General features: G+C 35.8%; 23 protein-coding genes and 1 tRNA gene. 5 read left to right on the plus strand and 19 right to left on the minus strand.

Translation table 11 applies throughout. From position 1 onward, the window contains the following. Positions 1–3: 3 nt before the first annotated feature. Complete coding sequence (locus K4G57_RS05255) at positions 4–621, minus strand: hydrogenase-4 component G (protein WP_236033234.1); 618 nt, start codon at positions 619–621, stop codon at positions 4–6. A 65-nt stretch (positions 622–686) separates the two neighbouring features. Here K4G57_RS05255 and K4G57_RS05260 point away from each other — a divergent pair, with 65 nt between their 5' ends. Continuing rightward, on the plus strand, positions 687–1,745 hold the full coding sequence (locus K4G57_RS05260) for an agmatine deiminase family protein (RefSeq protein WP_221532132.1): 1,059 nt from the start codon (positions 687–689) through the stop codon (positions 1,743–1,745). A gap of 39 nt (positions 1,746–1,784) precedes the next feature. Beyond that, positions 1,785–1,869 (plus strand) — tRNA-Leu (locus K4G57_RS05265). Between the two features lie 459 nt (positions 1,870–2,328). Here the strand turns inward: K4G57_RS05265 and K4G57_RS05270 are convergent. The 4 genes from K4G57_RS05270 to K4G57_RS05285 all read right to left on the minus strand — a co-directional run bounded on the left by K4G57_RS05270 (position 2,329) and on the right by K4G57_RS05285 (position 6,791). Next, entirely contained in the window at positions 2,329–3,444 is a 1,116-nt protein-coding gene (locus tag K4G57_RS05270) for a TRAP transporter substrate-binding protein (protein WP_221532133.1), read from the minus strand. A gap of 14 nt (positions 3,445–3,458) precedes the next feature. Continuing rightward, positions 3,459–4,787 carry a TRAP transporter large permease gene (locus tag K4G57_RS05275; RefSeq protein WP_221532134.1) on the minus strand — a complete coding sequence of 443 codons (1,329 nt, stop codon included), beginning with the start codon at positions 4,785–4,787 and terminating at the stop codon, positions 3,459–3,461. A 10-nt stretch (positions 4,788–4,797) separates the two neighbouring features. Continuing rightward, positions 4,798–5,364, minus strand: a complete 567-nt coding sequence (locus K4G57_RS05280) for a TRAP transporter small permease subunit (protein ID WP_221532135.1) — start codon at positions 5,362–5,364, stop codon at positions 4,798–4,800. Between the two features lie 107 nt (positions 5,365–5,471). Next, entirely contained in the window at positions 5,472–6,791 is a 1,320-nt protein-coding gene (locus K4G57_RS05285; protein WP_221532136.1) for a sodium-dependent transporter, read from the minus strand. A gap of 147 nt (positions 6,792–6,938) precedes the next feature. Between K4G57_RS05285 and K4G57_RS05290 the strand changes: the two genes are divergently transcribed. Both K4G57_RS05290 and polA read left to right on the plus strand, forming a co-directional pair. Then, positions 6,939–7,679 carry a TerC family protein gene (locus K4G57_RS05290; RefSeq protein ID WP_221532137.1) on the plus strand — a complete coding sequence of 247 codons (741 nt, stop codon included), beginning with the start codon at positions 6,939–6,941 and terminating at the stop codon, positions 7,677–7,679. Between the two features lie 33 nt (positions 7,680–7,712). Further along, positions 7,713–10,373, plus strand: a complete 2,661-nt coding sequence (polA, locus tag K4G57_RS05295; protein ID WP_221532138.1) for a DNA polymerase I — start codon at positions 7,713–7,715, stop codon at positions 10,371–10,373. A 2-nt stretch (positions 10,374–10,375) separates the two neighbouring features. Here the strand turns inward: polA and truA are convergent, their stop codons facing one another. The 13 genes from truA to fliI form a co-directional block, all read right to left on the minus strand. Next, positions 10,376–11,098 carry a tRNA pseudouridine(38-40) synthase TruA gene (truA, locus tag K4G57_RS05300; RefSeq protein ID WP_221532139.1) on the minus strand — a complete coding sequence of 241 codons (723 nt, stop codon included), beginning with the start codon at positions 11,096–11,098 and terminating at the stop codon, positions 10,376–10,378. Positions 11,099–11,112: 14 nt separating this feature from the next. Continuing rightward, on the minus strand, positions 11,113–12,150 hold the full coding sequence (locus tag K4G57_RS05305) for an LptF/LptG family permease (RefSeq protein ID WP_221532140.1): 1,038 nt from the start codon (positions 12,148–12,150) through the stop codon (positions 11,113–11,115). After that, positions 12,147–12,854, minus strand: a complete 708-nt coding sequence (locus K4G57_RS05310; RefSeq protein ID WP_221532141.1) for a YgjP-like metallopeptidase domain-containing protein — start codon at positions 12,852–12,854, stop codon at positions 12,147–12,149. The genes K4G57_RS05305 and K4G57_RS05310 overlap by 4 nt, the downstream gene beginning before the upstream one ends. 87 nt (positions 12,855–12,941) lie before the next feature. After that, entirely contained in the window at positions 12,942–14,168 is a 1,227-nt protein-coding gene (locus K4G57_RS05315) for a hypothetical protein (RefSeq protein ID WP_221532142.1), read from the minus strand. Then, positions 14,161–14,811, minus strand: coding sequence for a uracil-DNA glycosylase family protein (locus K4G57_RS05320; protein ID WP_236033235.1), 651 nt, complete (start codon positions 14,809–14,811; stop codon positions 14,161–14,163). The genes K4G57_RS05315 and K4G57_RS05320 overlap by 8 nt, the downstream gene beginning before the upstream one ends. A 137-nt stretch (positions 14,812–14,948) precedes the next feature. Next, positions 14,949–16,283 carry a hypothetical protein gene (locus K4G57_RS05325; protein WP_221532144.1) on the minus strand — a complete coding sequence of 445 codons (1,335 nt, stop codon included), beginning with the start codon at positions 16,281–16,283 and terminating at the stop codon, positions 14,949–14,951. A 376-nt stretch (positions 16,284–16,659) separates the two neighbouring features. Then, a complete protein-coding gene (gene mnmL, locus K4G57_RS05330; protein ID WP_221532240.1) occupies positions 16,660–17,613 on the minus strand; it encodes a tRNA modification radical SAM protein MnmL/YtqA in 954 nt (317 codons plus the stop codon). Between the two features lie 17 nt (positions 17,614–17,630). Next, on the minus strand, positions 17,631–19,025 hold the full coding sequence (gene purF / locus K4G57_RS05335) for an amidophosphoribosyltransferase (protein WP_221532241.1): 1,395 nt from the start codon (positions 19,023–19,025) through the stop codon (positions 17,631–17,633). A 16-nt stretch (positions 19,026–19,041) separates the two neighbouring features. After that, on the minus strand, positions 19,042–19,809 hold the full coding sequence (gene dapB / locus K4G57_RS05340) for a 4-hydroxy-tetrahydrodipicolinate reductase (protein WP_221532145.1): 768 nt from the start codon (positions 19,807–19,809) through the stop codon (positions 19,042–19,044). Positions 19,810–19,818: 9 nt separating this feature from the next. After that, entirely contained in the window at positions 19,819–20,757 is a 939-nt protein-coding gene (trxB, locus tag K4G57_RS05345) for a thioredoxin-disulfide reductase (RefSeq protein WP_221532146.1), read from the minus strand. Further along, a complete protein-coding gene (locus tag K4G57_RS05350) occupies positions 20,757–21,245 on the minus strand; it encodes a hypothetical protein (protein ID WP_221532147.1) in 489 nt (162 codons plus the stop codon). Before K4G57_RS05350 ends, trxB begins: the two co-directional genes overlap by 1 nt. Before the next feature lie 39 nt (positions 21,246–21,284). Then, the gene (trxA, locus tag K4G57_RS05355; RefSeq protein WP_221532148.1) at positions 21,285–21,602 is read right to left on the minus strand and encodes a thioredoxin; all 318 of its coding nucleotides are present in this window, start codon (positions 21,600–21,602) and stop codon (positions 21,285–21,287) included. 131 nt (positions 21,603–21,733) lie between these two features. Continuing rightward, a complete protein-coding gene (gene fliI / locus K4G57_RS05360) occupies positions 21,734–23,032 on the minus strand; it encodes a flagellar protein export ATPase FliI (protein ID WP_221532149.1) in 1,299 nt (432 codons plus the stop codon). A 98-nt stretch (positions 23,033–23,130) separates the two neighbouring features. On the opposite strand from fliI, the gene K4G57_RS05365 reads away from it, so the two are divergent. After that, positions 23,131–24,015, plus strand: a complete 885-nt coding sequence (locus K4G57_RS05365; protein ID WP_221532150.1) for an NAD(P)H-dependent glycerol-3-phosphate dehydrogenase — start codon at positions 23,131–23,133, stop codon at positions 24,013–24,015. A gap of 493 nt (positions 24,016–24,508) precedes the next feature. Here K4G57_RS05365 and K4G57_RS05370 read toward each other — a convergent pair whose 3' ends face one another. Beyond that, positions 24,509–25,894, minus strand: a complete 1,386-nt coding sequence (locus tag K4G57_RS05370) for a major outer membrane protein (RefSeq protein ID WP_221532151.1) — start codon at positions 25,892–25,894, stop codon at positions 24,509–24,511. Positions 25,895–26,364 lie beyond the last annotated feature (470 nt).

Raw genomic sequence — 26,364 nt, forward strand, 5'->3', positions numbered from 1 at the left:
CCCTTACGCATTCGTATCTAAAACATTTACTCCAAGATTTGCTAGTTTTTTATCTACTTTTTCTAAAGCTCTTTCTAAAGTCTTCTGACTGATTTCTGGAAGCTCACCACCCCAAGCTCTTTCTGCTTGTTTATAACCCCTTAAAATACCTTCACGCCCAGCCTTTAACTTCTCTATATCATCGCCTGCACCTGCCAACACAAAGTCTGCAATTCTATCAGAAGTTTTAGGAATGCCAAAAAAACCATCATCACTAACTAACGCTTTAGCCTCATCTTGCGTAAGCTCGTTTAAAGGCTTACCATTGTAACCAATAGAATTCAAATCCAAGCCATTAATAATACTATTTAAACGCTCGGGATTAGTTAGTGCATTTCCGATTCCACCTATTGTGCTACCTTGTCCTCCAATATTTGTAGAAACAGAGATATTAACACTCATCTGAAATTCTATAACATAACTTGTCATCAAAGACTTTGCATCAACCTTTCCAGCAGCTTCTTTGATATTTTTTTCACGCTCTTGTGCGCTTGTTGTATCTTTTTCTAGCGGACTTGAGGACATTGCATTTTGCAAATCCTGCATATAATTTACTGAGTCCTTTAAAGATTCTATTGCCATACTTCCCTCCATAACAAAAATTTTATGTAATAATATCGTCATCTTTTTTAAAAAGAGTAGAGATAATGAAAAAATTTTATGCAGAATGGGAAGCCCAAGATGGAATCCTTTTATCCTTTCCCCATGCAAAATCCGATTGGAAGCCGTATTTAGAGGAAGTGCGTCAAGTCTATTGCGCAATCATTGTAGAGATTTTACAAGTAGAATCTTGTCTTTTAGTGTGTGATTCCAAAAAAGAAACACTAAAAATTATTGAAAACTATTGCACAGCTAAAAGGATTGATTTCACACTTTTAGAGCGTTTATATTGTATTGAAATGCCAAGCAATGATACTTGGGCACGTGATTTTAGCGGAATCACAATTTCAAAAAATGGCAAAAACTACGTGCTAGATTATGGATTTAATGGTTGGGGACTAAAATTTGCTTCCAACTTTGATAATCAAATCACGCACAAACTACATAAACTAGGAATCCTAAAACGTGTCAAAACCAAAAAACTCATCTTAGAGGGTGGTAGCATTGAGTGCAATGGTAATGGAATCTTGCTCACAAATACGCAATGTCTTTTAGAGCGGAACCGCAACCCTTTCTACTCCAAATTACAACTAGAAAAAATCCTAAAAAATGATTTAGGGGTCCAAAAAATCTTATGGCTAGATTCTGGATATTTAATTGGCGATGACACCGATAGCCATATTGATACACTTGCGCGCTTTATCACACCAAACACCATTGCCTACATTGCTTGCAAGGACAAAAACGATGAACACTACAAAGCTTTATGTAAAATGGAATGCGAACTCAAAGCACTACGAAATCTAAAAAATAAACCCTTTAAACTTGTAAAACTCCCTTTCACTGCGTCAAAATACTATGACAAGGAACGCTTACCAGCAACTTATGCAAACTTTCTTTTTATTAATGGTGCGATTTTATTGCCAATTTATAAGGATAAAAACGATGCCCTAGCCATTCACGTCCTACAAAAAGCTTGCCCAAAACACAAAGTGATTCCTATTGATTGCTCTGTATTAATCCGCCAACACGGGAGCTTACACTGCATTAGTATGCAATTTCCAAAAAACACGCTAGACTTTACCAAACTGCAATCTCTCAAGTAATTTTAAGTTTATTGTAGTATAATTTCGCCCTATCTTTTTGCGGAAATGGCGAAACTGGCAGACGCACCAGACTTAGGATCTGGCGCCGCAAGGCATGGAGGTTCAAGTCCTCTTTTCCGCACCACTTCTTAAAATCCTCAAAATTTCTTAGCCTTGAAAAAACTCTTTTTAACAAAATATTTTTTGATTTCAAATTACAAATAAATTTTATTTTTACATAATTTCTAACCAAATTACTAGTAGCGCAGAATCCAAACTTTCAATTTATCAAATAAAAAAAATACTAAAAGCTTAGAAAAATAAAAAATAATTTTAAGATATCACCCCTACTAAAAAATATTAAAAAGCATTAAAGCTTTAAAATATTTATTATCCGTGATACGCCAATATTCTTAATCTGCGTTTTTAAATCATTTATCATTCCGATTTTCATTTGCTAGATCACACGATATAAAGATACTGCTTCAGTTATTTCTTAGTTCAAAATGGCATTAAAATTTGCACTCTAATTTTATGCTCTTAAAGAGATTCCAAAAGCAGAATTACTTTGAAGCCTTTGGAATAATATAGAAAAGTAGTTAAATTATCTAATATTTAAATACGCACCTAGACTATCATTTGTCCAAACTTTTTGCTCTTGTTGGAAGCTTTGGTAACTTGCTAACACTTTTGCAAAATCTGGATTTTTTGCACTCTCTTCTTCAAGCACGACAGCAAGTGTTTTCTTAAATGTTTCTAAGATTTCAGCAGAGAAAGTCCTAACTTTCGCTCCTTGTGCTTTTAAATCTTCCATAGCTTTTGCATTATAAAACTGCCCCATAGCTGTCATTTGCATATGCGCTTCCCTACTTGCAACCTCTAAAATCGTCTGCACTTCTTTAGGGTAACTCTCCCATTTTTGCTTGTTAAACACAAATTCTGTAATAGAACCAGCTTCTTGCCAAGGCGTATAATAATAAGGTGCAACTTTGTGAATATCTAGCTTTAAATCAAATGCGGGAGAAACCCACTCTGCAGCATCAAGCACACCGCGTTCTAAGTTTGGAACAATCTCACCTCCAGGAGTGCTTTTTGTCGCTGCGCCAAGTTTTGAAAGCACTTGCCCTGCAATTCCAACCATACGAATTCTTAAGCCCTCAAAGTCCTTTATGCTTAGCATTTCTTTTTTATACCAACCAGCCATTTGGATACTTGTCGCGCCTCCTAAGAGCGGATAAAGATTGTATTTTGCTGCAATCTCTCTCCACAAATCCATACCCTCTCCGTATAAATACCAAGCATTAACTTCACTATCAATCATACCAAAGGGAATACCGGAAAAAAGATTAAACGCAGTATTTTTACCCTCCCAATAATAAGGCGCAGCGTGGTAAGCGTCAATTTGTCCGCTACTTACTGCATCAAAGACGCCAAGTGCAGGCACAAGCTTACCTGCAGGAAAAATCTCAATTGTAATGCTTCCACTACTTAGCTCATTTACAATCTTTGCATAATGCTTCACCGTATCTGCTAAAATCGGCAACGTAATAGGCCAAGTCATTGCAAGACGTATTTTCACACTCGCTCTTTTTGTTACTTCTGCACTTTGTGTTGCTCCACTTACGCCTTTATTCTCACCACCACAACCTACTAAAGTCGCCGCACCAAGCACAGAAACTGCACCCAAACCTGTATTTTTTAAAAACTCTCGTCTCTGCATTTTAACTCCTTAAATTAAAAGATAAATTCTAAAATTTTAGCCCAATCCTCACTTTTTAGTGTTAATTGTGGAAATAAAAATACAATTCCTAAAACTAAAATTTGTAGCACTATAAAGGGAATCACTCCCTTATAAATCTCACTAATCTTAATTGCATCACCCACAGCAGATTTCAAAAAGAAAATTGAAAATCCAAAAGGCGGTGTTAGAAAACTTGTTTGCAAATTTATTGCCACAAGCAAGGCAAACCAAAGCATATCAATTTGATAGTGTATTGCAATTCCAGCAAGGATTGGCAATGCAATGTAGCAAATCTCAAAAAAGTCAATTAAAAATCCTAAAACAAAAATCACAAGCATTGCTACAAGCATAAAATAAAATGCGGAGTTTAAGTATTGTGAGAAAAACTCTAACACCACAACATCACCACCAAGCTCATTAAACACAAGAGTAAAGCAATTTGCGCCAATTAAAATCATAAAGACCATGCCACAGAAAATCACCGTTTCCTTACTCGTATGTTTTAATAAATCAAAATCTAGCTTTCCATTAAAAAAGGCTAAAAGTAATGCACCCATTACTCCAATTGCTGCAGCTTGCGTAGGTTCTACAAATCCAGCTAAGATACTTCCTAGCACAAGCGTAATAAGCACAATTGGAGGAATCGCCATTTTAAGAGCTTCTAATGCCAATACACGAAGATTCTTAGAAGGATCAGGATTTGCTGGTGCAAACTTTGGCGCAAAAATTACAACGTTAAGCACAAACAAGATATAAAGCCCAACTAAAATCGCACTAGGTAAAATCGCAGCACTAAATAAATCCCTAACACTAACATGTAAAACATCAGCTAAGATAATCAAAATAATAGAAGGTGGAATAATCTGTCCTAATGTCCCGCTTGCGGCAACCACACCGGAAACTAAGCTTTTATTATAGCCTGCTTTTAACATTGTTGGCACAGCAATAACCCCCATCATCACAACCGTTGCTCCAACAATTCCCGTGCTCGCAGCAAGCAAAACACCTACTAAAATCACGCCAATAGCAACACCCCCACCAAGTGAGCCAAACAGCTTTGCAATGGAGTTTATTAAGCGTTCTGCGATTCCACTGCGCTCTAAAATCATTCCCATTAGGATAAAAAGTGGAATTGAAATTAAAGTGGCGTTACTAAAAATCCCTTCTAGGCGGTTTGGCAAAAATGTTAGCACATAAGGATTGCCTCCAAAAAACATTAAATAACTCCCCACAATTAACCCACTTGAACCAAATGCAAATGCCACAGGAACACCCAAAACAAGCAAGAAAATAGCAATCCCAATTAATGCTAATAATTCCATTTTGGATTCCTTATTTCACTAAATTCGCTTTTATACACTCTGATTCCTCTGTATAAATATCTTGTGCTATTGTGAAGTCTTTTTGTTTAATTTTTACAAAAGCTTTTAAAGCTTCACTGACACTCTGCAAACTTAAAAGCATAAAACCTAACACCACAAAAGATTTGAATACAAAATAATATGGAATCTTTCCATTTTGTGAAGCTTCAACCATCTTATAAGATTGAATCGTAAAATCTAGCCCATATTTCACCATAATGAGAGAAAATGGCAAGATAAATAAAAGATTAGTAAAAAACCAGCCAATAATTTTTGTTTTTTGTGCATAGTGTGCATAGATTAAATCCACACGCACATGCTTATCCTCTTTTAGTGTGCGTGAGATGACAAGTAAGACAAGCAATGCAAAGCAATACAGACTTAAATCATCAAGCTTGCTATTTACATAAGAAAAATTTAATGCAATGGATAACCCAAAAATCAAAAAGGTAAGCACCCAAAGAATCACCATAGAAATTCTTGAACTTACTAATGAGATTTTATCTAAAAATGATGCGATACTTAAAATACTTTGCATAACAATGCTTTTTGCTCCTAACATAAATTTTAGTAATTTTAATTTTTCATAAAATTTATTATTGTGTCAAATTTTTAAATAAAATACAAGAAAAAGCGTTAAAACTTTCAAAAAATCCCACTAATAAATACCACAAGAATCAAAAAGGGAACAAAATACTTCACATAATAAAACCATGCATTAATAATTCTTTTGTTATTAAATCCATTTTTAAGCTCTTCTTTTGCATCATCTCCTAAAATCCAGCCTACAAAAATCGCCGCGCCAAGTGCTGTTAAAACAAAGAAAATATTACCACTAATAAAGTCAAAAGCATTAAAGACATTGTCGTCTATAATGCAAGGAATATTTCCTGCAATAAAGGTTAGAGTTAGCACCCAAGAAACCGCACTTACACGACTTAAACCTAACTTCTCTTGCATTGTTGTAATAAGTGGTTCATAAAGTGTAATAGAAGTTGTGAATGCTGCTAAAAGCAACAATAAAAAGAATCCAATTGCAACTACAGAACCAAAATACATTTTTGAAAATACAATGGGTAAAACCTCAAAAACTAAACGTTCTCCAGAATCTGGTGCTAACCCAAAGGTAAAAAGAGAAGGAAAAATCATAAAACCCGCTAGAAGTGCAATAATTGTATTAACAATTCCAGTAATTGTAGCAGTTTTTACAAGATTTTCTTGTTTATTTAGATAAGATGAAAGTGTAATCATCACGCCAAACCCCAAAGAAAGCGCGAAAAAGACCTGCCCTAATACTTGGATAAACAACTCTGCTGTGATTTTGCTAAAATCTGGATACAAATAAAAATGCACACCCTCGTATGCACCATCTAGTGTGAGATTCCTTGCTACAACGCTCATTAAACAAATCAATAATAAAGGCATTAAAAGTTTTGCTGCTTTTTCAATTCCATTTGCGATTCCTTTAACTAACACCGCATAATTAAAAAGCACAAAAACAGCTGTATAAAAACCAATCGCCCAAGTGCTATTACTAATATGCTCTTTATAAAAATCCTTTGTAATTTCCTTTGTAATTGGTGCAGTCAAGTCAAGATTACCAAGCACAATACTTGTAATATACACAAGCACACGTCCACCAAGAACCATATAATATGCAATAATTCCAAAGCAACCTATAAGCCCCATATAGCCTATAATCTTCCACGTCTTAGATATATCTTTATGTTGATATTCACCATCAAAGGCATCCACAACGTTTTTATGCGCCCTTCTCCCGATGACATTTTCTACCAAAATCATTGGAATCCCAATTAAAAGCATTGCAATAATAAACACAAGCACATACGCTCCACCACCATTTTGCCCTACTAAATAAGGAAATCTCCAAGTTGCCCCAAATCCGATAGTAGCTCCCGCCGTTACAAGAATATAAGTTAAACTACTAGACCACGAATGTCGCATAAGTCTTACTCCTAAAAATCAAAGCTGTTATTATAGGATATATTTTAAAATTTAGGCTTTTGAAATTGCAAAATATGCCTAAAATCAATAACTTATTAAGAAAAAAATCTCTACAATCCCTTTTTATTTCACAAAATAAGGAATCTTATGTTTGAATGGATTGTAAGCCCAGAGATGTGGGTTGCCTTAGCAACATTGATTGCATTAGAAATTGTACTAGGTATTGATAATATCATCTTTATTGCGATTCTTGTAGGGCGCTTACCGCAAGAGCAACGTCAAAGGGCAAGAATTTTTGGACTAGCTTTAGCAATGGTAACACGCCTATTGCTCTTACTCTCACTCTTTTGGATTATGAAACTAACAACGCCACTTTTTACTATTTTTTCACAAGAAATTTCAGGACGTGATATTATCTTAATTCTAGGAGGATTATTCCTAATTGGCAAATCCACACTTGAAATCCACCACGACATTGATAATGCTGAAGAACCAAACAATGAACAGATGTTAAAAGAAGGTGCAAAAAAAGGATTCTTTAGCATATTAATCCAAATTGCTATTTTAGATATTGTGTTTTCGTTAGATTCTGTCATTACCGCTGTTGGAATGGTAGATACCATTGAAATTATGATGATTGCCGTAATTGTTGCAGTAGGTGTGATGATGGTAGCTTCTAAAAGCATTTCAGAATTCGTAGATAACAATCCTACAATTAAGATTCTAGCACTAGCATTTTTAATTCTAGTAGGTGTTACTCTTGTTGCAGAAGGGTTAGATTTCCATATTTCAAAAGCCTACATTTACTTTGCTATGGCGTTTTCATTAGGTGTAGAATCCATAAATATTTATATCAAGAAAAAACGCTTACAAAATGCTAAAAATTAATAATGGTTAATAATTTAATAATAAGGTAGAGCAATGAAAACACTTACCATAATTGATACTTTTGGGTTTTTATTTCGTAGTTATTTTGCCCTACCACCACTTAAAAATCGCGAGGGTTTTCCTACGGGTCTCTTAACAGGATTTGCAAAGCTTATTATGCAGCTCCACAGAGATTACCCAAATGATTATCTCGTTTTTGCTCTAGATTCTAAGGAAGAGAATTTTCGCAAAAGTATTGATCCTTTTTATAAAGCAAATCGACCAGAAGCACCAGAAGATTTAAAACTCCAATTAGAAGTTGCTATTACTTGGGTAGAACAAATGGGCTTTAAAAACATTAGCATTGCAGGTTATGAGGCAGATGATGTCATTGCCTCTATTAATAAATGCGCAAATGCACTAGAGGTTAATGTTAGAATCATAAGCCATGATAAAGACTTATACCAACTCATTGATGGCGATACCTTTTTATTTGATCCTAAAAGCAAACAAGAAATTAGAGAAGAACAATGCATAGAAAAATATGGTGTAACCCCGTCACAATTTATTGACTACCAAAGCATTGTAGGGGATAGTGCTGATAATGTTCCGGGCATTAAAGGAATCGGAGCAAAAGGAGCTACAAACTTGCTAAAATCTTATGGCTCACTTGATAATATTTATCAAAATTTAGATTCCATTACTCCAATGCGTACACAAATGTTATTAAAAAAAACAAGAGAAGATGCTTATCGCAGTCGGCAACTTGTGCGCTTAAGAGATGATCTACTAGATTCCTTCAACTTGCAAGATTGTAAAATGCCTAGAGTTAGCCCACTTTTAAATATTATAGAATCCTTGCAAGAATATGAAATCCATAGCGTATTAAAAAAGCTACCCATAAAAGAAAAAGGGGGAAAGCGAGAGGTATCAAGCCATTTTCATTATCAAGCCATTTTAGTAGAAAATTCTACAATGCTAAAGAATCTAATGGCACAAATTACACCAGATTCCATTGTATCTTTTGATACAGAAACCACAGATTTAGATGTTCTGTGTGCTAAAATCGTTGGCTTTTCTTTCTCCTTTGATGGCATAAATGCTTATTATGCTCCCATTGCACACAACTATCTAGGTGCGCCAGAACAAATTAGCAAAGAACTTGCTTTAACGTTTATCACCGCTCTTTTTAACGCAAAGATGGTTATTGGACATAACATCAAATACGACCTTGAAATCCTGCGCACAAATTTCAACTTTACCCCCAAAAGCTACCACAACATCAAAGATAGTATGCTTCTAGCATGGCTCTATCAAAGTGATATGCCCTGCAATCTTGATGATTTAATGCACCGCTATTTTAAGCATACAATGATTGCTTTTAAAGATATTATTAAAAAAGGTGAAAACTTCTCGCAACTCCCTATTGAGAGTGCTTTTACTTATGCATGTGAAGATGCTGCTGCGTGTTACCAGTTATTTCACAAAATCAACGCACTACTTCTAGAGTCTTTAAAAGAAATTGCAAACAATGTGGAATTTCCTTTTATTCAATGTTTGGTAAATATGGAGCTAAGTGGCACGAAGATTAACATTGAATATTTTAAAAACCTAAAAACTGAAATGGCAGAAAAGCTCCAAGCCTTATCTTGTGAAATCTATACACTTGCTAATAAACGTTTTAATCTAAACTCTCCTCAACAACTCTCCATTGTGCTTTTTGAAGAGCTAAATTTACAAAGTGGTAAGAAAACAAAATCTGGCTTAAGCACCAATTCTAGCGTGTTAAACTCCATAAAAGACGCACACCCTATCATTCCAAAAGTGCTAGAATATAGGGAACTTTTTAAACTTTATAGCACCTACATTGAACCTTTAATTGAACTAGCAAGTCAAGATGCCACACACAAAGTTTATACTTCTTTTATGCAAACAGGCACAAGCACAGGACGTCTAAGCTCTAAAAATCCAAATTTACAAAACATTCCGGTTAAAACCCAGCAAGGGCGACGTATCCGTGAGGGTTTCATTGCTCAAGATGGACACTTACTCTTAAGTCTTGATTATTCTCAAATTGAACTGCGTCTCTTAGCGCATTTTTCTAAAGATAGTGCTATGATTGAGGCTTTCTACAAAGAAGCCGACATTCACTTAGAGACTGCAAAAAAAATCTTTGGAGAAACACAAGCAAAAGAAAAACGTTCTGTGGCAAAAAGCATTAACTTTGGGTTAATCTATGGGATGGGTGCTAGAAAACTTTCTGAAACTCTGCAAATTAGTTACCAGGAGGCAAAAACCTATATCCAAAACTATTTTGAATCTTTTCCCACTGTGAAAGACTTTTTAAAAGAACAAGAAGAATTTATTTTACAAAATGGATATTCCTTGACACTTCTAGGGCGAATGCGAAAATTTAACTTTCAAAACATTCAAGACTTCCAAAAAGCAGCATTTTTACGCGAAGGAATTAATGCTATCTTTCAAGGTAGCGCAGCAGATATTATCAAGCTTGCAATGATTCAAATTACACAAGAAAAACTAGAATCCAAACTACTCTTACAAGTGCATGATGAACTCATTTTTGAAGCCCCTAAACATTTAGCAGAAATTGAAGCGCAAAAAATCACACAAATTATGGAAAACATTACCACCTTGCGTGTGCCATTGCGCTGTGGTGTAAGCCTAGCAAAAAATTGGGGTGAGTTAAAGGGCTAATTTTAGTAATCCACACGGCTTAAAAATAGACCATTTGCCACAACAGGGATTCTATAACGCCACTCTCCTAAGAGTTGCGCCCTTAAATCCTCTAGCGTTAAATTTCCTCTATCAATCTCTAACAAAAAGCCAACTATCAAGCGCACTTGAGCGCGTAAAAACCCATTCCCCCAAAAAGACAGAATCCAAAAATCTCTAAACTCTCTTAACTCCGCCCTAAAAATTGTCCGCACGTTAGACTTTTCATCACCTCCTTGCTTCTTAAAAGCTACAAAATTATGTGTTCCAACAAAGAGTTGCAACGCTTGTTTAATAAGGTCTAGATTTTGAAAATCATAATGCAGAGAAAAAGGCATAAAAAAAGGAGAAGCACGTTTACTTAGCACATAGCAATAACCTCTTCTTTTCACGCTAAACCTTGCGTGAAAATCATCTCCCACTTGCCAAATACGTTTAATACGGATATTTGATGCAAGTTTTGCATTTAGGCGCACTTTTAATTCTTTTAAATTGCTCCAAAAATGCGGAATTTCTAAAGAAATAACTTGCGCACTTGCATGCACACCTTTATCTGTGCGCCCACTAGCAACAATTTTACTAAAGATTCCAACGCTTTTAAACACGCTCTCTAATGTATTTGCCACAGTTTGCACATCATTTTGACTTTGGAATCCAAAAAATGCACTCCCATTATAAGCAATGCGCATAGCAACTTTAAAGCTCATTTACAAAGCCTTTTTTAATAGAATCTTGCCACATAACGCTTATATAAAAAATATCCCCCATAGCCCCAAGCAATAGATAATAATAACGTTCCAATTAAGGGTGCATAAGTTGCCATTAAATACATTAAAGCAAAAAACACCCCAACAGCACCCATTGTTTGTAAAATCGTATAATTTTTTTGATAACGTGGATTTTTTACACCAAGTAAAGGAAAATAAAATAGGCTAATGAGTGGAAAGAGAGAAAGTAGAACATACATACTAAGATTCCGCCTTGTCTTATCCTGCCTTGCATTTTCATAAAATGCTCTCCTCCAATACTCCACTAAGCCCATATTGCCATCATCTGTAAAATCCACAGCATAACGTAGAATCATAGTATCAAAGCTAATGCGCTCCATCCCATCACTTACCTTGCGATAAACCTCGCCATCTTGCAAACGCACTTCCATTAGACCATCAATATTATCAATGTTAGCCTCTTTAGCAAAAATAAGCCCATCTTTTTGACTATTCTCACCCTTTTGCAAGGAGAGTAGCACAACATTTTCATAAGTGTCATTCTTGCTTTTTTGCACATACACAAGCCACTCTCCGAGCTTTTGTCCAAACTCTCCAGCTTGTAAATTAATACCAATGCTACTTTTACGCTTTTCTAAAAACTGCCGATATGCAATATCACTAAGTGGTGTTAGCACAAGAGATAGCACAAATAAGCTTATACTCGCAAGTAATGCTATGGGGGAAAAAATCTTAATAATCTGTTTTGGTGGCATTCCAAGAGCAAATAACACAGGAAGTTCATAATCAAAACTAAGACGTGATAGCCCAAACACACACGCGACAAAAAAACTTAGCGGAATCACAAAAAATAACATCATTGGTAATGTGTAAAAATATAAAGTTAATAGCTCTAAAAAGCTAATTTTTACTACAAAAGTTACTCCTGCAATACGGATAAAAATCACCACAGAAGCAATGAAAAATAGCACTAAAAAAACAGGAAAGAATACCTGCGCAAAGCTCTGAAATAAAAAATTTTTAATTCTCAATATTTAAAAACCTTATAATAAATTCGTAAATTTTCCTTATGTGTATCAAGCCATAATTGCGATATTTTAGGATTTGTATCAAATTTTTCTACAAAATCCCAAAAAACTTTGCTGTGATTTTGGTATTTTAAATGCGTAAGCTCATGAATTATTACACTATCAATACAATCTTTTGGCATTAAGGAGAGACGCAAAGAAAAGCGGATTTTTTGTGTTTTTGCATAGCAACAACCTAGTTGCCGATAACTCTTGCCAAACTCAATGGCACTAGGATACAAATTCATAGCTTTTGTAAGAATCTCTATACGTTTTTTCACATAGGACTCTAATAACCCTTTATAGAGTGCTTCTAAAACCCTTTTATAACGTATATCTTTTGCTTTTATAGAACCAATCCAAAGATTTTGCAAAGATTGTATTTGTGCGCTTTTGGATTCTACCTTAACTTTAGATTCCATTAATTTTTGTATGCGCTTTAATATTTTCTCTAATATCCCAGCCTCTTCTAGCTCCGAACACACCGCACTAAACTCCTGCCACTCTCCAAAACAATACATTTTATCCTCATAAAACACATCATCTTGTATTGCTCTAAAATGCGACAATACCCAATCCATATTCGCACTTAAAAACTCTAAACAAACTTTCTTAGGGATTCTTTTTGATTTTTTTAGCACCAAAGCACCCTCCCCATTAAACACCATTTTAACGCCTTTAATACGACTATTCTCTACAAATTTTAGGTGCAATTCACTAGGAAAATTTTTTGGCAACTGCAAGATTCCAACCTATCATTTCAAAGGTGCAAAACGCGTATTTGTAGGCTGTAAAATCTCCACATTATATTGCACTTGTTGTTCCTTAATCTTTTCTTTAAAATACCGCTTCGCACTAGGCACACTCTTAGTATAAAAATACTCAATTGCAAATGCAGTTGTGTAGTTAATCCAATTGTATTCCAAATCTGCACTCAAAAGCTTTGCATTCTCTACAAGCAAACTCTGCAAAGGCATAATAGAATTTGCGATATACATATTTGCCCTATCACGTTCCTGTGTTATGGAAAGCAAACTTGGATTGTAATTAATCTGCGTGGAATATATCGCTTTTGGGCGAATGTCATTATAAGTAATTTGTGAGAGAATAATACTAGAGTTTGTTACTGGGGTATTTAGAAAGATACGTGTTGCACGCAATGTGCTTTTTAGACCTTTTATCTCTTTTGGAAAATTTGGATTCTGCTTTATATTAAAACTTTGTGTGTATATAAGGTTAGAATTCACCTCTTGTGTGTAGGCTTGCATTTGTCTGCCTATAAGACTATCATCATAAAAACTTGTCGCACTCACGTTTGGATTTAAGGCGGAGAGTTTTTGGATTTGCTCTAAATAACTAATTCCACCAAAAATCACATTTGGTGTGCTAATTTCTCTCTCAAGCTGCATTTTATGCACCGTTGGAATAAACACAAGCATATTAGGTTGTAACATGTTTATTGCATTTGCTCCCTCTTGTGTAACAATGGCAATGACTTGACGATAACCCTTAGTGTAAATTGCTTGCAAAATTGCTTGCATATCCTCTAGTGATTCTGTTTTAGAATCAAAAATCTCAAAATTAAAATGTCCTTTTTGGCTTAAAAGATAGCTTAAAATGACATTTGTTGTTGTGCTAGAATAACGTCCCACGCTTTTACGCGGAAACATTAACGCAATATTAAAAAATGGCTTCTGTGTGCCTAAAAAATAGGGAATCTCGGAAATCTCTAATGCGCTTAAAAGTGTATTTAACTCGGCAATAATCGCTTCATTTTGATTATCCTTATCCACATTAGCGATAAAAGAAAATACCTGCCCTTTTTCTAAAAAACCTCTCAAACAGCTTGTGTTGCATTTCTTGCTTTGAAGATTTAACACCTCTATACTTGGCGAAGGCAATGGTGAGAGATATTTCCCACTAGCTAACCCAAATTGTGGATACACTAGCACCAATACACACATAACTATTCTCTTAAACATTTTTCTCTCCCATTAAACGTTTTAATTCTAAAAACTCTCTATGCGCATTAATCTTTAGCTCTGGCTGTCGCATAAGAAGTGATAAGGCAAATGTTGGAAACACCGCATAATGATTCCATTTTAAAAGCTTCCCTTGCACACCATTATAACTATTCTCATCTTTTGTGAGGTATGAATACGTTTCAGCTCCCAAAATTACAAGTATCTTAGCACCACAAAATTCTAATTGTTTTAAAAAATATCCCATACATGATTCTATGCTTACCTGCGCACTTTGCTTTGGAATCTCACATTTTAAAAGTGAGAGAATAGACACCTCTTTTAAAGATAGCTTGAACACGCCCTCAATAATATTTTTTAACATAATAGAAGCTCTAGAACTAAAACGGATTTGTTCATCAAATAAAGGGGAAAGCGTAACAAAAACTAGCTTAGAATTCGCATTACAAAGTCCAAAATTCGGCTTAGAGGATTTTTGCGCACACAACTTGCAAGATTCCACCATCATCTTTAAATCCCCTATATTTTGACTTTGGAATCTCTGTTGTGTAGGTGCTAGGAATTGTGGCTCACAATAAGAGAAGCCACAAGAGTGCAATAAATAAAGCTTTTTTAAAAGCAAGGCTTGATGAAGTGTTTGCAAAAGTTCCCCAATAAATAAATGCAATTATAAATTAAAATTATTAAACACTTCTTATTTAAATCTGCGCCGATACCAAAGGAATACTAGCATCACTACACCAAAAAATACAATTTCAAGTAGCAGTGATTTTAGTTCCACTACACACTTTCTACTATATTTTTTAAAAGTGCCTCACTTTTTAATAAATTTGTGCGCTCAATCTCACTTAAGGTTTCTAAGTAGTTTGTATTCACATAATCTTTTACATCTTTCTTGTTTGCAATCTCTACTTTTGCCTCATCTTTTGCACCAAGATTTAAAAGTGTATCCCCAAATGAATCCTTTGTTAAATCAAAATTAAACTTCCAAATTACAAACATCTCCACATTTCCACTTTCTTTAGCACCGACTCTAAATAACATCGCCTTGCCATCATCGCCCATCATTTCATTGAGATTAATTGCCCCATCAAAGTTGCTATCTTGCGCAATAGTATGGTTGATAAAATCGCCAATATTATCAATAAACCCCACTTGTTCTAAAAACTTCTTTTGGGATTCCAAATCCCCACCAATTTTATTTGCAAGAGAATAATAGCTCCCATCACCCAAACTTACAAAATTCTTTAAATGCACGCCTTCTTCTAGGCTAATTTGCCCATTGCCATCACTATCAGCACTTAAATATCCCGTCTTATATGCTGCATCATAATAAAAGCCTTTAACATAATCACTTGCTTCCTCTAATGAGCCAAATTGCTGGATAAGTTTTTTTGCATTTTCATCGCTTAAAGGCACACTCACTTTTTTTCCACTCACCTCATCAATGAAATCCACTGCTTGTTTTATGGACTTATCCTCTTTTTTATCCTCTGCTACTTCTAAAGGATTATACGCATTTTTAATCTCTTCGCTAACATTACTTGGGGCTTTAGGGCTTGTTTGGACAATTGCTTTATCTAAGATTCCGCCTTTTTTACTCTCTCTTTTTACTAAAGCGTCATTTTCCACACTTTGCAAAATAGTTTCTTTCATCTTTTTTTGGATTTCTAGATCTTCCTTTCTTGCTACCTGTAATGGATTATTTGTCTGTGGTTGCACCTGCTCTTTATTTGCAATGTTTATAGCTGAAGCTAACATTGCGTCATTTTTTGCAGCCATTTGACTTTGTTTTTTAGCCTCACTAGATTCCATACCTCCTCCTAGCATTCCAAGTGCTGAAGAGCTATTTTCTGTTGTCTTTTGCAAACTTTCCTTTAAAGCCTCTATATCAACTTCTTTAGCAATTTTTGGCTCTACATAGCCATTATTTTGGAGCTGTGTTATTGCTTCTTTAATAAGTTGTTGTTTTTTGAAATAATCATCTTGCGTAGAGCTTGTGCTAAATCTCTCATTTTTATTTTTTGGATGTAGAGCTTCTTGCATTAATGCACCATAATCCACGCCCTGCATATAAGATTGAACACCTGTTCTATCAGAATACCAATAAGACATTTTCTATCCTTAAATTTTAGATTTTATCCTTAAACTTTAAGCAATTCCTTTGGTATTTTATAAGCAAAAATCATTCCTAAATATTTTAATTTGAATATGTTTTAAAACCTTAAAGAATATAAAATTTAGTGGCTATAAGGGCAAAAGGTAAGATTCTAGAAAACCAAAAGGACACAAAGTATAAGGAATTTCAAAGAAACCGAAATTATAGAGTTAAAAAATCCTTCAAAACTGAAAGCTATCAAGGATGCTTCAATTATTACACTAAATATAACAAAAAAAAGAACAAAAGAAGCTTTATTTGTAATTAAAGATACAAAAAATTCTTTATAGCTTGATGATTCAAAAAAAATGTGCAGAAATAAGAAAGCTTCATTTAATATTCAATTCCAACCGCTCGCAAAGCATCACGGATTGCACGCATTTGGATATTTTTATCAAAGCACCATTTAGGAGCTAGTAGCGTATCATTACGCACACCAGCACTAACTCTATGCAAAACAATATTTTTAGGGATTACTTTTAAGGATTCCACAATCAAATCAATATAATCATTAAGTGTTATGGGTGCATATTCCCCTTTTTCGTATAAATTTGCAAGTAGAGTCTTTTCAATAATATACAAAGGATGTACCTTAATCCCATCACTTCCCCACTCAAGCACTGTTTTTAGAGTATGGAGCATCATCTCCTTTGTCTCCTTTGGCAACCCATAAATAATATGCGAACAAGTTTTTAAGCCTCTCTTCTTACTTTCTTTAATACAGAACTCCATATTTTCCGTGCCATGCCCACGATTTATAAATGCTAAAGTTTCATCATACACAGATTGGATTCCATATTCCACCCAAATTTCTTGCTTTCTTTTTTGTGAGAGTTCCGCTAGAAAATCAAGTAATTTTAAATCCACACTATCTGTACGTGTGCCAATAGACATTCCGACCACATTTGGCAAACTTAGTGCCTCTGTATAGAGTTTTTGGAGCGTATCAAAAGGCGCATAAGTGTTTGTAAAGGATTGAAAATAAATCATATAACGTTCCACTCCAAACTTATTGCGATGAAATTCGCTTTGCCAATCAAATTGGCTATGCAATTGCTTTAACTGCATCTCCAAAAGCGGATTTTCTTGCATATTTGGATGCATTGTGATACGCACTTTTGGTTCTTTATCAAGTGTTGGAGAAAAACTCTCGTTTTTACAAAAAATACAACCTCCACGCGCCACACTCCCATCAATATTTGGGCAAGTAAAACCAGCAAGCGCAATAGGAATCTTACGTACCCTTTGACCAAAACGGCGCTTACAATAGCGCCCAAATGTTAGCATTTGTTTCACACGCCACCTTAAACAATATATTTACCATCAAAACAAGCTTGACAATATTGATAATCTTGCACACTAATACTACGTTTCAAACCCTCTAGCGACAAAAACGTTAAAGAATCCGCACCGATAAACTTACAAACTTCCTCTTCGCACATTTTTGCACTAATAAGTTCCTCTTTATTAGGCGTATCCACTCCATAAAAACAGGGTGAAATCGTGGGTGGTGAAGAGATTCTCATATGAATTTCTTTTACTCCACAATCGCGTAAAATTTTCACAATCTGGCGACTTGTCGTCCCGCGCACAATGGAATCATCAATCACAACCACGCGCTTATTTTCTATTAACTCTCGGATTGGGTTTAGCTTTAGACGCACCTTAAGTTCCCTAATTTGCTGCGTTGGCTCAATAAATGTTCGCCCAACATAATGATTGCGGATAATGCCTAGTTCAAAAGGGATTCCACTTTGCTTAGAATATCCAAGAGCAGCAGCCACGCCACTATCAGGCACAGGAATCACCAAATCTGCACTCACAGGGCTTTCTTTAGCTAATTCCTTTCCCATATTTTTACGAATATCATATACTAAATGCCCAAAAACTTTGCTATCAGGACGCGCAAAATACACATGCTCAAACACACAAGGATAAGGATTCTTTGACATAATACTATGCGATTCCATTCCCTCACTTGAAAACACAAGCATTTCACCGGGCTCTACATCGCGGATATATCTTGCCCCCACTAAATCAAAAGCGCAAGTTTCACTAGCGACAATATAACCTTTACTCCCATCAGCATTTGTTACCTCGCCTAACGATAAGGGACGAAATCCGTTTCTATCTCGGATTACAAACATTTTTTTGCGACTTAAAATCACAAAACAAAACGCACCCTCTAGCTTAGTTACCGCCTCTTTAATCCTCTCTATTAGACTTTCTTTCTTGGACCTTGCGATAAGATGGATAAGGTTTTCTGTATCCATATAGCTTTGAAAAATTGCTCCCTCGCTAATGAGTTCATCGCGGATTTTATGCGCATTAGTAAGATTGCCATTATGCACAATGGCAACTTCTCCTAAATCATAACGTGCAAAAATGGGTTGCGCATCTGCGATAGAATCCCCACCAGCTGTGGAGTAGCGATTATGTCCCACTGCGCTAAAACCTTTGAGTTTATTTAGCTTATCATCACAAAAAACCTCTGTAACTAAGCCATGTCCTTTAATTGTGGTGATTTTTTCTCCATTACTTGTCGCAATCCCAGATGCCTCCTGCCCCCTATGTTGCATAGAAAAAAGGGAGTAATACGCTAGACTTGCCGCATTTTGTGTATTATACACGCCAACAACTGCACATTCTTCTTGCCAACTTTTATTCTGCCAACTGCTATTTTCTGCAGTTTGACACATTAGCTTTGCTTTCACATTATAGCCCTAAAGCATCGTCAATGCCATATAAGCCATTTGGTTGATTTCTTAGCCAAAGTGCTGCTTTAATTGCACCTTGTGCAAAAGTTGCACGTGATGTTGCTGTATGAATGAGTTCCAAATACTCACCATCTCCATAAAATCCGACATTATGGATTCCAGCAACATCACCTCCACGTAGTGCCATTACACCAATCTCATCTTTACTACGCTCACCAATATTACCATTTCTACCACTTTGACGCACAGAATCCAAATCTAGCCCCCTAGCTTGTGCGCAAGTTTGTGCTAAATGTAATGCCGTGCCGCTTGGAGAATCTTTTTTATGGTGATGATGTGTCTCTACAATTTCAATATCAAAATCACGCAATGTGCTAGCCACAAGCTTAACTGCCTTATTCAACACAGCAACGCCTAGCGACATATTACTTGCATAAAGAATTGGCATTTTTTTAGACGCTTCTTTAATAAGATTTTCATGGTGTGCTTCAAGTCCTGTTGTGCCTATCACAATTGGCTTTGGATTCTCTAATGCCACTTCAAGCAATGCTCTTGTCCCCTCAGCAGTTGTAAAATCAATAATCGCATCTGTGCTTCCTAAAAATACTTTTAAATCTTTTGTGATTAAAACACCCGGGTCAATGGAAAAATCCAAATCCTTACGCACATACACAGAGTTTAGTTTGACTACATTGCTTTTCTTTGCTAGTTCAACAAGAAGCTGCCCTACACGACCACCTGCACCAAAGACTCCAATACCCAACATATCTATCCTTTATTTGTGATGTTCAATGTATTCAATCGCACCAAGTGCCGCTGTTGCACCATCTGCTGCCGCACACACAACTTGTTTTGATGCATCTACACGCAAATCCCCTGCAACAAACAATCCTGAAATATTTGTTTCCATTTTAAGATTAACAAGTGCTTCTCCATACTCACTAAGCGCACAAAGGCTATGACCATCTTCTTGCATTAGCACTGCATTATTAACCTTATAACCAATCAGCACAAAAAGGCATGCAATATCAAGTTTCTTTTCGCTTCCATTTTCTAAATTTTTAAGTTGCAATCCTGTAACCCCAGAGCTATCACCTAAAATCTCATCAATCCCATAAGGCGTTAAAAACTCAATTTTTGATTCTTGTTTTGCACGTTCTACGGTAACAGGAGACGCACGAAACTCATTTCTTCTGTGGATTATAGTAACTTTAGAGCAGATTTTTGCAAGATAAATCGCCTCTTCAATTGCCGTATCTCCACCACCTAAAATCGCAACTTCTTTATTTTTATAGAAGAATCCATCGCAAGTCGCACAAGAGCTAACGCCTTTGCCCCAGAATACATCTTCACCTTTTACACCGGATTTTTTTGGACTCCCGCCTGTTGCGATAATAACAGATTTAGATTCTACCTCTTTGCCATCACTTAGAAGGATTCCAAAATGATTACCTATCTTTTTAACACGAACAACCTCTGCCATTTCATGTTTTAATCCAAAGCGGAAGCATTGTTCTTGCCAAGGCATCATAAAGTCAAATCCGCTTTTAACCTCTGCAACGCCCGGGTAATTCTCCATTTCACTACTTGAAGTGATCTGTCCACCGGGCATTCCCCTCTCAAACATCACAACATCTTTTAAACCGCCTCTTGTTGCGTATAATCCAGCACTCAATCCAGCAGGACCACCACCGATAATTGCTAATTCTAACATCATTTCTCCTTATTTTCTGTTTTAAAATTAATAACTTTGTAAAATCCAAAATCTTTTAAATGCGTGTATTCCATAGGATTCTTTGCATCTTGTTTCATAATAAAACATTGTGGTAATGCTCTTATATTGAACCCATGAATTAATTTTAGCATTAAACTGCTTGAAATTCGCACTAATTTAAAATTTTTTTCTTTAAAAATATTTTGTCCTTGCTGATAAAAATCAATAGCTAAAAGTGGAATCCCATTTTGCAGTTGTTTTTGCAAAAATGCCTCTTGTTCTTTTAAAAAGCTATTATAAATGCACACATTGTAACGTTGTGATTCTGGCATAAAAAGACTTACGCCCTCTTTTGTATAAGTATAAAAGGAATCTTGTGTGAAATTAATCTTTATCGTAGAAGTGAAAGAATATTGATAATAAACAAACGCACCCACCATAAAAGCAATGAAGAATGCAATAGGAAGTTTTGGGCAGCACTTCTTCACACTGCCCTCTTTTGCTCCAAAAATAGAGAATCTACAAGATTATAATAAACCATCAATCTTATCTTTAAAAGCTTGCTCATTTGATGCGCCAATCATTTCATCTACTTTTTCACCATTTTTATAGAAGTAGATTGTAGGGATTGAGCGGATTCCAAATTTTGAGGCTAAGACTTGTTGCTCATCTGTATTAACTTTGCAAATTTTTACTTTTCCGCTGTATTCTTCTGCAAGTTTGTCAATCACAGGAGCAATCATTCTGCAAGGTCCACACCATGGTGCCCAAAAATCTACCATCGCCACACCTTCTTTGATTGTCTCTTCAAAGTTCTGCTCTGTTAATTCAATATAACCAGCCATAATTTTCTCCTTATACTATTAAAAATATCTGCGCATTATACAAACAATTACTTAAAAAAATAAAAACTTTTCTAATTAGATTCTGTAAATAAATTTTTTAATAGAAATCTAAAAATTATGTTACTTTTTATCTAGTGCATAATTTCAATAAGTTTCTGCACACTCTCTTCATAAGAGATTGTTGCATTACAATCCTGCTTTAGATACTCTTCCATTGCGCCTTTTTTAGCAATAGCTTCATCTAAATCCTTATCGCTTCCTGCTTGGTATGCGCCGATTCTTATTAGCACTTCATTTTCTTTTAGCATAGCATACAAACGGCGAAATTTTCTAGCAGCTTCAATATGCTCCTTATTTGCCACATCTCCCATTAATCTTGAAGCAGAATTTAGCACATTAATAGGAGGATAGATTCCAAAATCCGTTAGAGAACGATCTAACACAATATGTCCATCCAAAATACTCCGACTTTGATCAGCAATAGGATCGCTCATATCATCGCCTTCAACCAAAACCGTAAAAAAAGCAGTAATAGAACCTTGCCCTTCTTCTTTTCCTGCACGTTCCATAAGTTGCGGCAAAAGTGTTAGGACTGATGGAGGATAACCCTTGCTTGTTGGTGGCTCCCCTAATGCTAGTCCAATCTCTCTTTGTGCCATTGCAAAGCGCGTTACAGAATCCATCATAAAAAGCACATCTTCACCCATTGCTTTAAAATACTCCGCCACACTCATTGCAGCAAATGCACCATATTTACGCATTAGCGGAGAATCATCACTAGTTGCGACAATTAACACCGTATTTGTCAAATCTCCACCTAAGTTTTTCTCCACAAACTCTGGCACTTCACGTCCACGCTCACCAATGAGTGCGATAACTTTGATTTTTGCCACCGCTCCGCGCACAATCATTCCCATTAAAGTAGATTTTCCTACCCCACTTCCTGCGAAGATTCCAAGCTTTTGTCCTTTGCCGCAAGTTAATAAACCATCAATGCTTTTTACCCCAACGTTAAAGATTTCATTAATCATTCCCCTTTTCATTGCTTCAATAGGTGCGCGGATAATTGGCATAGCTCCCTCTGCTCTAATTGCACCTTTACCATCAATCGCCTCTCCTAAAGGGTTTATCACACGTCCTAAAACCTCTGGACCCACTGGTATTTGTAGCCCACGCATATTGAGATAGACTTTATCGCCTACTTTTGTGCCTTCGATAAATGAAAAAGGCGTGATTTTGAAGCTATCTTTCTCAAGCGTGGTAACCATTCCCATACTTTGATTGCCCTCACTTATGATTCTTACAATATCGCCAATACGTGGAGAAAGCCCATTTGCTAATAAGAACCCCTGCTCAACTTTGGTAACTAGCCCAAAAGCTGGTGAGAGATTCAAGCCATTTAAGCGTTCGCGTAAATTCCCTAAAGCCATTACAAACTCTTTTATAAAAATGTGGCAAAATTTTAATATATTTTTACTAAAATTTCAGCTTTAGTGCATGAAGCACAAACTTCAATAAAAGGTTTAAAATGCCTAAAATTAGCATATTTGGTGGCGGAGCTTGGGGCAGTGCGCTGCATTTTGCTTTCAAAGAAAAAAATTCCGCCTTTATCATCTCGCGCAAAAATCTAAATTCCACAGCGCAAATTACCCAAATGCAAGCTCAAGATAGTGATTATTTTGTCGTAGCAATTGCAAGTTCAGCACTGCATTTGTGGCTTAGCTCCAATCCTTTACCAAAAAATGCTAAGATTTTAGTCGCTTCAAAAGGAATCGCAAATGGACAATTTGTGAGCGAAATCTTTGAATCCTTTTATCCTAAAGCACATCTAAGCTACCTTGCAGGACCAAGCTTTGCAAAAGAAGTGCAAAACGCCTTACCTTGCGCACTAAATATCCATTCAAAATCAAAGAAACTTGCAAAAGAATGGTGCGCACTTTTTCCTAGTTTTATCAAGCCTTATGTTTCTTTAGATATTGCAGGAGGTGAGATTGGTGGGGCTTATAAAAATGTCATTGCTATTGCAAGTGGAATCTGTGAGGGTTTAGGTCTAGGACATAATGCTCGTGCTTCTCTAGTTGCTAGAGGTTTGGTTGAAATGACACGATTTGGCAAGTTTTTTGGAGCACATGATTCCACATTTTTAGGACTCTCGGGTGCTGGAGATTTGTTTTTAACTGCAAATTCCAAGTTATCGCGCAATTTTCGCGTAGGGCTTTATCTCGCGCAAGGAAAAGGATTGCAAGAAATCTTAGAAACACTAGGAGAAGTTGCAGAGGGAGTAAAGACTTCAGAGGAGATTTACGCACTCGCAAACAAACACAATATCTACACACCTATTGCAAAAGAGGTGGCACTTATCATTCAAGGCAAAAATCCAAAGCAAAGTCTATTAGACTTGATGCAAAGTTAGAGCCCAGCTCAACTAGTTCCAAATATTCTACTTTAAATATCTGTTTAAGCATTATTTTGTCTATTGGCTACCAAAGTTAATATAAGCCTACATTCTAGAGAATTGATGAAATTTTGATATAATCTTAATTGCTTAAGGAGAAATCTCTTTGCTTGATAAGGAAGGAGGTTTTGATGTTGGAAGTAGCATTGATTTTAATCTTGCTAATTGTGCTTATCCAAGCCCTAAAGCTTAAATAAGCACCCTTAAAAAAACCACTTTAATTATAAAGTCTCTACACTAAGGAGAGCCTTAAGCAATTCATTTTTATCAAGTCTAGGTGTAGGGGCTTGATTTGTGTTACTTTTTAAAGAATCGCAAATTTGAAAATCAATAAAAAAGAGTTTCTAAGCAAGAAAATAAAAAAATCGTAAAAATTTGAAAATCAATAAAAAAAGAAGTTTTAAGTAAGTAAAAGGGAGGAGAATCCCAAAAGGGATTCTTAACAGAGAAACTAGAAAGAGTATTTTACTTCTACTCTTGCTCTATTTCTGTCTTCATCGTTGTTGCTAGTTGCTGTTTTATGTTTATCATTTGTGCTTAGCATTGCATAGAATGCAGAGATGTTTAAGTTTTGATTGTGTTGCCAACTGATTGTTGGAGTAATTTCTGTAAAATCAACCTTTCTATCAGAAAGATTATTTCTAGGATTATCTATAGTATTCTTACCATAAACACCCTCTAAACCTACTCTTAGTCTATTATCCACTAAGCCATAGCTAACTGCGCCATAGAAGACATTAAGAGTAGTCTCATGACCATAGATATCAGAATTAACACCATAGAATTGACCTAACGCTTTACCTAGACCAAATGTTACACCTGTTGTTTCATTTTGCCACCAGATTTTACCAGCTTTTGCTAATGCACCTTCATCATCAAATAGTGCAACAACTCCGTCTTGGAAGTTTGTGATATAGCCTAGTTTCACATCTAGTGGAATGCTATAGTTATTTGTGAAATCCGCACCAATTTGGAAAGAAAGCACATCATTTGCTTGAGGAAGACCTCTTCTTTCGGGATTATTAGGGTTTCCAGCTAAAGCTTGAATAATACTACCTTCTCCATTGTTAAGTTTTGCGAAAGCATATTGCAATTTAGCATTCAATAAGCTTCCTTTGTATGCTAACTCTAAGAAAGCAGAAGCATCTACGATATCATCTACGATAAAGCCCCAGGCTTGCGCACCGATATTACCATAAGCTGTATCTACACCATAGATTGCTGCTAAAGTGTAAAGTGGCTTATCTACTGAGCTATCACCATTTGGATTTCTCAGAGTATCAGTAGGGCCATATCCGGGTTGTAGATCATCTAAACTCCAAGAGTCAAATGCACCTGCTGCTAGAGTCAAGCCTGTAATGTCGCTATTTAGAGCTAGGATACCTGTTCCTCTATCATCTAACGGATCTGTTACAGGAGTGCCAAGACGTTGCTTACCGATGATTACAGTTGTTGCTGTGGAATCTGGAGTGATTGTCGCATAAAATGTGCTTACACCAAAATCTTTATCATTGCCGTCTTTTCCAGCACCAAGTCCAGAACCTGTTCCAATTCCACTTTTTCCATGGTTTACATTTTGGTCTTCGTTATTATAAAGCACACCCAAATTTAAAGCAACATTATTCACCACTGGAGTTTTGAAATCTGCTTGTGCTCTCCATCTGTGTGTAGCACCACCTTCAGTTCCATCATCAAATCTATCATCATTGTAGCGGTATCTTAAAAACCCACTTACATCTACACCCTTGATTGCCTCCTCTAATGGCTGCGCAAAACTTGCCGTAGAGAATGCGCCTAGTGCAACACTTGCTGCCAAACTTAATTTTAGAAATTTCATTCTAATCTCCTTATGTTAGGTAAAATTGTAAAAATTACAGGGTGCATTATACAAGATTTTAAGCATAAAAAGCAAGTTTTCTGCCTAAAAAACAAAATTTTTTACTTAAATTTACTCACAATACCCCAACAACACCCTCTCTAAACAAAAAAACAACTCTCCACGCTCCCAAAAACTCCAATACCTAAGTAATGCACCGCGTTTGTTATTAAATATTTAAGAAAACATTATTATTTATATTTTGAAGTTTTTTTCTAGTAAATAAGCAAGAGAGGTAAAGCAAGGGTAATTCATCGCTTAGGGGCATAGGTGCTTATCCCTACACCCTAAAGCTTCCTTAACTTCTAATATGCTAAGGTTGCAATTATGCAAATTAATGCTATAATTACGATGAATTTCAATTTACTTTCCTCCTTTTGGAGAAGCAAATTTCCCTTAGTGAAGTCTCAATTCACTAAGGAATTCAACTT

Source organism: Helicobacter turcicus (assembly GCF_019711685.1).
GTDB classification, from domain to species: Bacteria; Campylobacterota; Campylobacteria; order Campylobacterales; family Helicobacteraceae; genus Helicobacter_D; species Helicobacter_D turcicus.

Bases quoted from the DNA above. Each gene is read 5' to 3' on its own strand.
- K4G57_RS05255 (WP_236033234.1), bottom strand. From the start codon at position 621: ATGGCAATAGAATCTTTAAAGGACTCAGTAAATTATATGCAGGATTTG.
- K4G57_RS05260 (WP_221532132.1), top strand. From the start codon at position 687: ATGAAAAAATTTTATGCAGAATGGGAAGCCCAAGATGGAATCCTTTTA.
- K4G57_RS05270 (WP_221532133.1), bottom strand. From the start codon at position 3,444: ATGCAGAGACGAGAGTTTTTAAAAAATACAGGTTTGGGTGCAGTTTCT.
- K4G57_RS05275 (WP_221532134.1), bottom strand. From the start codon at position 4,787: ATGGAATTATTAGCATTAATTGGGATTGCTATTTTCTTGCTTGTTTTG.
- K4G57_RS05280 (WP_221532135.1), bottom strand. From the start codon at position 5,364: ATGCAAAGTATTTTAAGTATCGCATCATTTTTAGATAAAATCTCATTA.
- K4G57_RS05285 (WP_221532136.1), bottom strand. From the start codon at position 6,791: ATGCGACATTCGTGGTCTAGTAGTTTAACTTATATTCTTGTAACGGCG.
- K4G57_RS05290 (WP_221532137.1), top strand. From the start codon at position 6,939: ATGTTTGAATGGATTGTAAGCCCAGAGATGTGGGTTGCCTTAGCAACA.
- polA (WP_221532138.1), top strand. From the start codon at position 7,713: ATGAAAACACTTACCATAATTGATACTTTTGGGTTTTTATTTCGTAGT.
- truA (WP_221532139.1), bottom strand. From the start codon at position 11,098: ATGAGCTTTAAAGTTGCTATGCGCATTGCTTATAATGGGAGTGCATTT.
- K4G57_RS05310 (WP_221532141.1), bottom strand. From the start codon at position 12,854: ATGGTGTTTAATGGGGAGGGTGCTTTGGTGCTAAAAAAATCAAAAAGA.
- K4G57_RS05315 (WP_221532142.1), bottom strand. From the start codon at position 14,168: ATGTTTAAGAGAATAGTTATGTGTGTATTGGTGCTAGTGTATCCACAA.
- K4G57_RS05325 (WP_221532144.1), bottom strand. From the start codon at position 16,283: ATGTCTTATTGGTATTCTGATAGAACAGGTGTTCAATCTTATATGCAG.
- mnmL (WP_221532240.1), bottom strand. From the start codon at position 17,613: ATGCTAACATTTGGGCGCTATTGTAAGCGCCGTTTTGGTCAAAGGGTA.
- purF (WP_221532241.1), bottom strand. From the start codon at position 19,025: ATGTGTCAAACTGCAGAAAATAGCAGTTGGCAGAATAAAAGTTGGCAA.
- dapB (WP_221532145.1), bottom strand. From the start codon at position 19,809: ATGTTGGGTATTGGAGTCTTTGGTGCAGGTGGTCGTGTAGGGCAGCTT.
- trxB (WP_221532146.1), bottom strand. From the start codon at position 20,757: ATGTTAGAATTAGCAATTATCGGTGGTGGTCCTGCTGGATTGAGTGCT.
- trxA (WP_221532148.1), bottom strand. From the start codon at position 21,602: ATGGCTGGTTATATTGAATTAACAGAGCAGAACTTTGAAGAGACAATC.
- fliI (WP_221532149.1), bottom strand. From the start codon at position 23,032: ATGGCTTTAGGGAATTTACGCGAACGCTTAAATGGCTTGAATCTCTCA.
- K4G57_RS05365 (WP_221532150.1), top strand. From the start codon at position 23,131: ATGCCTAAAATTAGCATATTTGGTGGCGGAGCTTGGGGCAGTGCGCTG.
- K4G57_RS05370 (WP_221532151.1), bottom strand. From the start codon at position 25,894: ATGAAATTTCTAAAATTAAGTTTGGCAGCAAGTGTTGCACTAGGCGCA.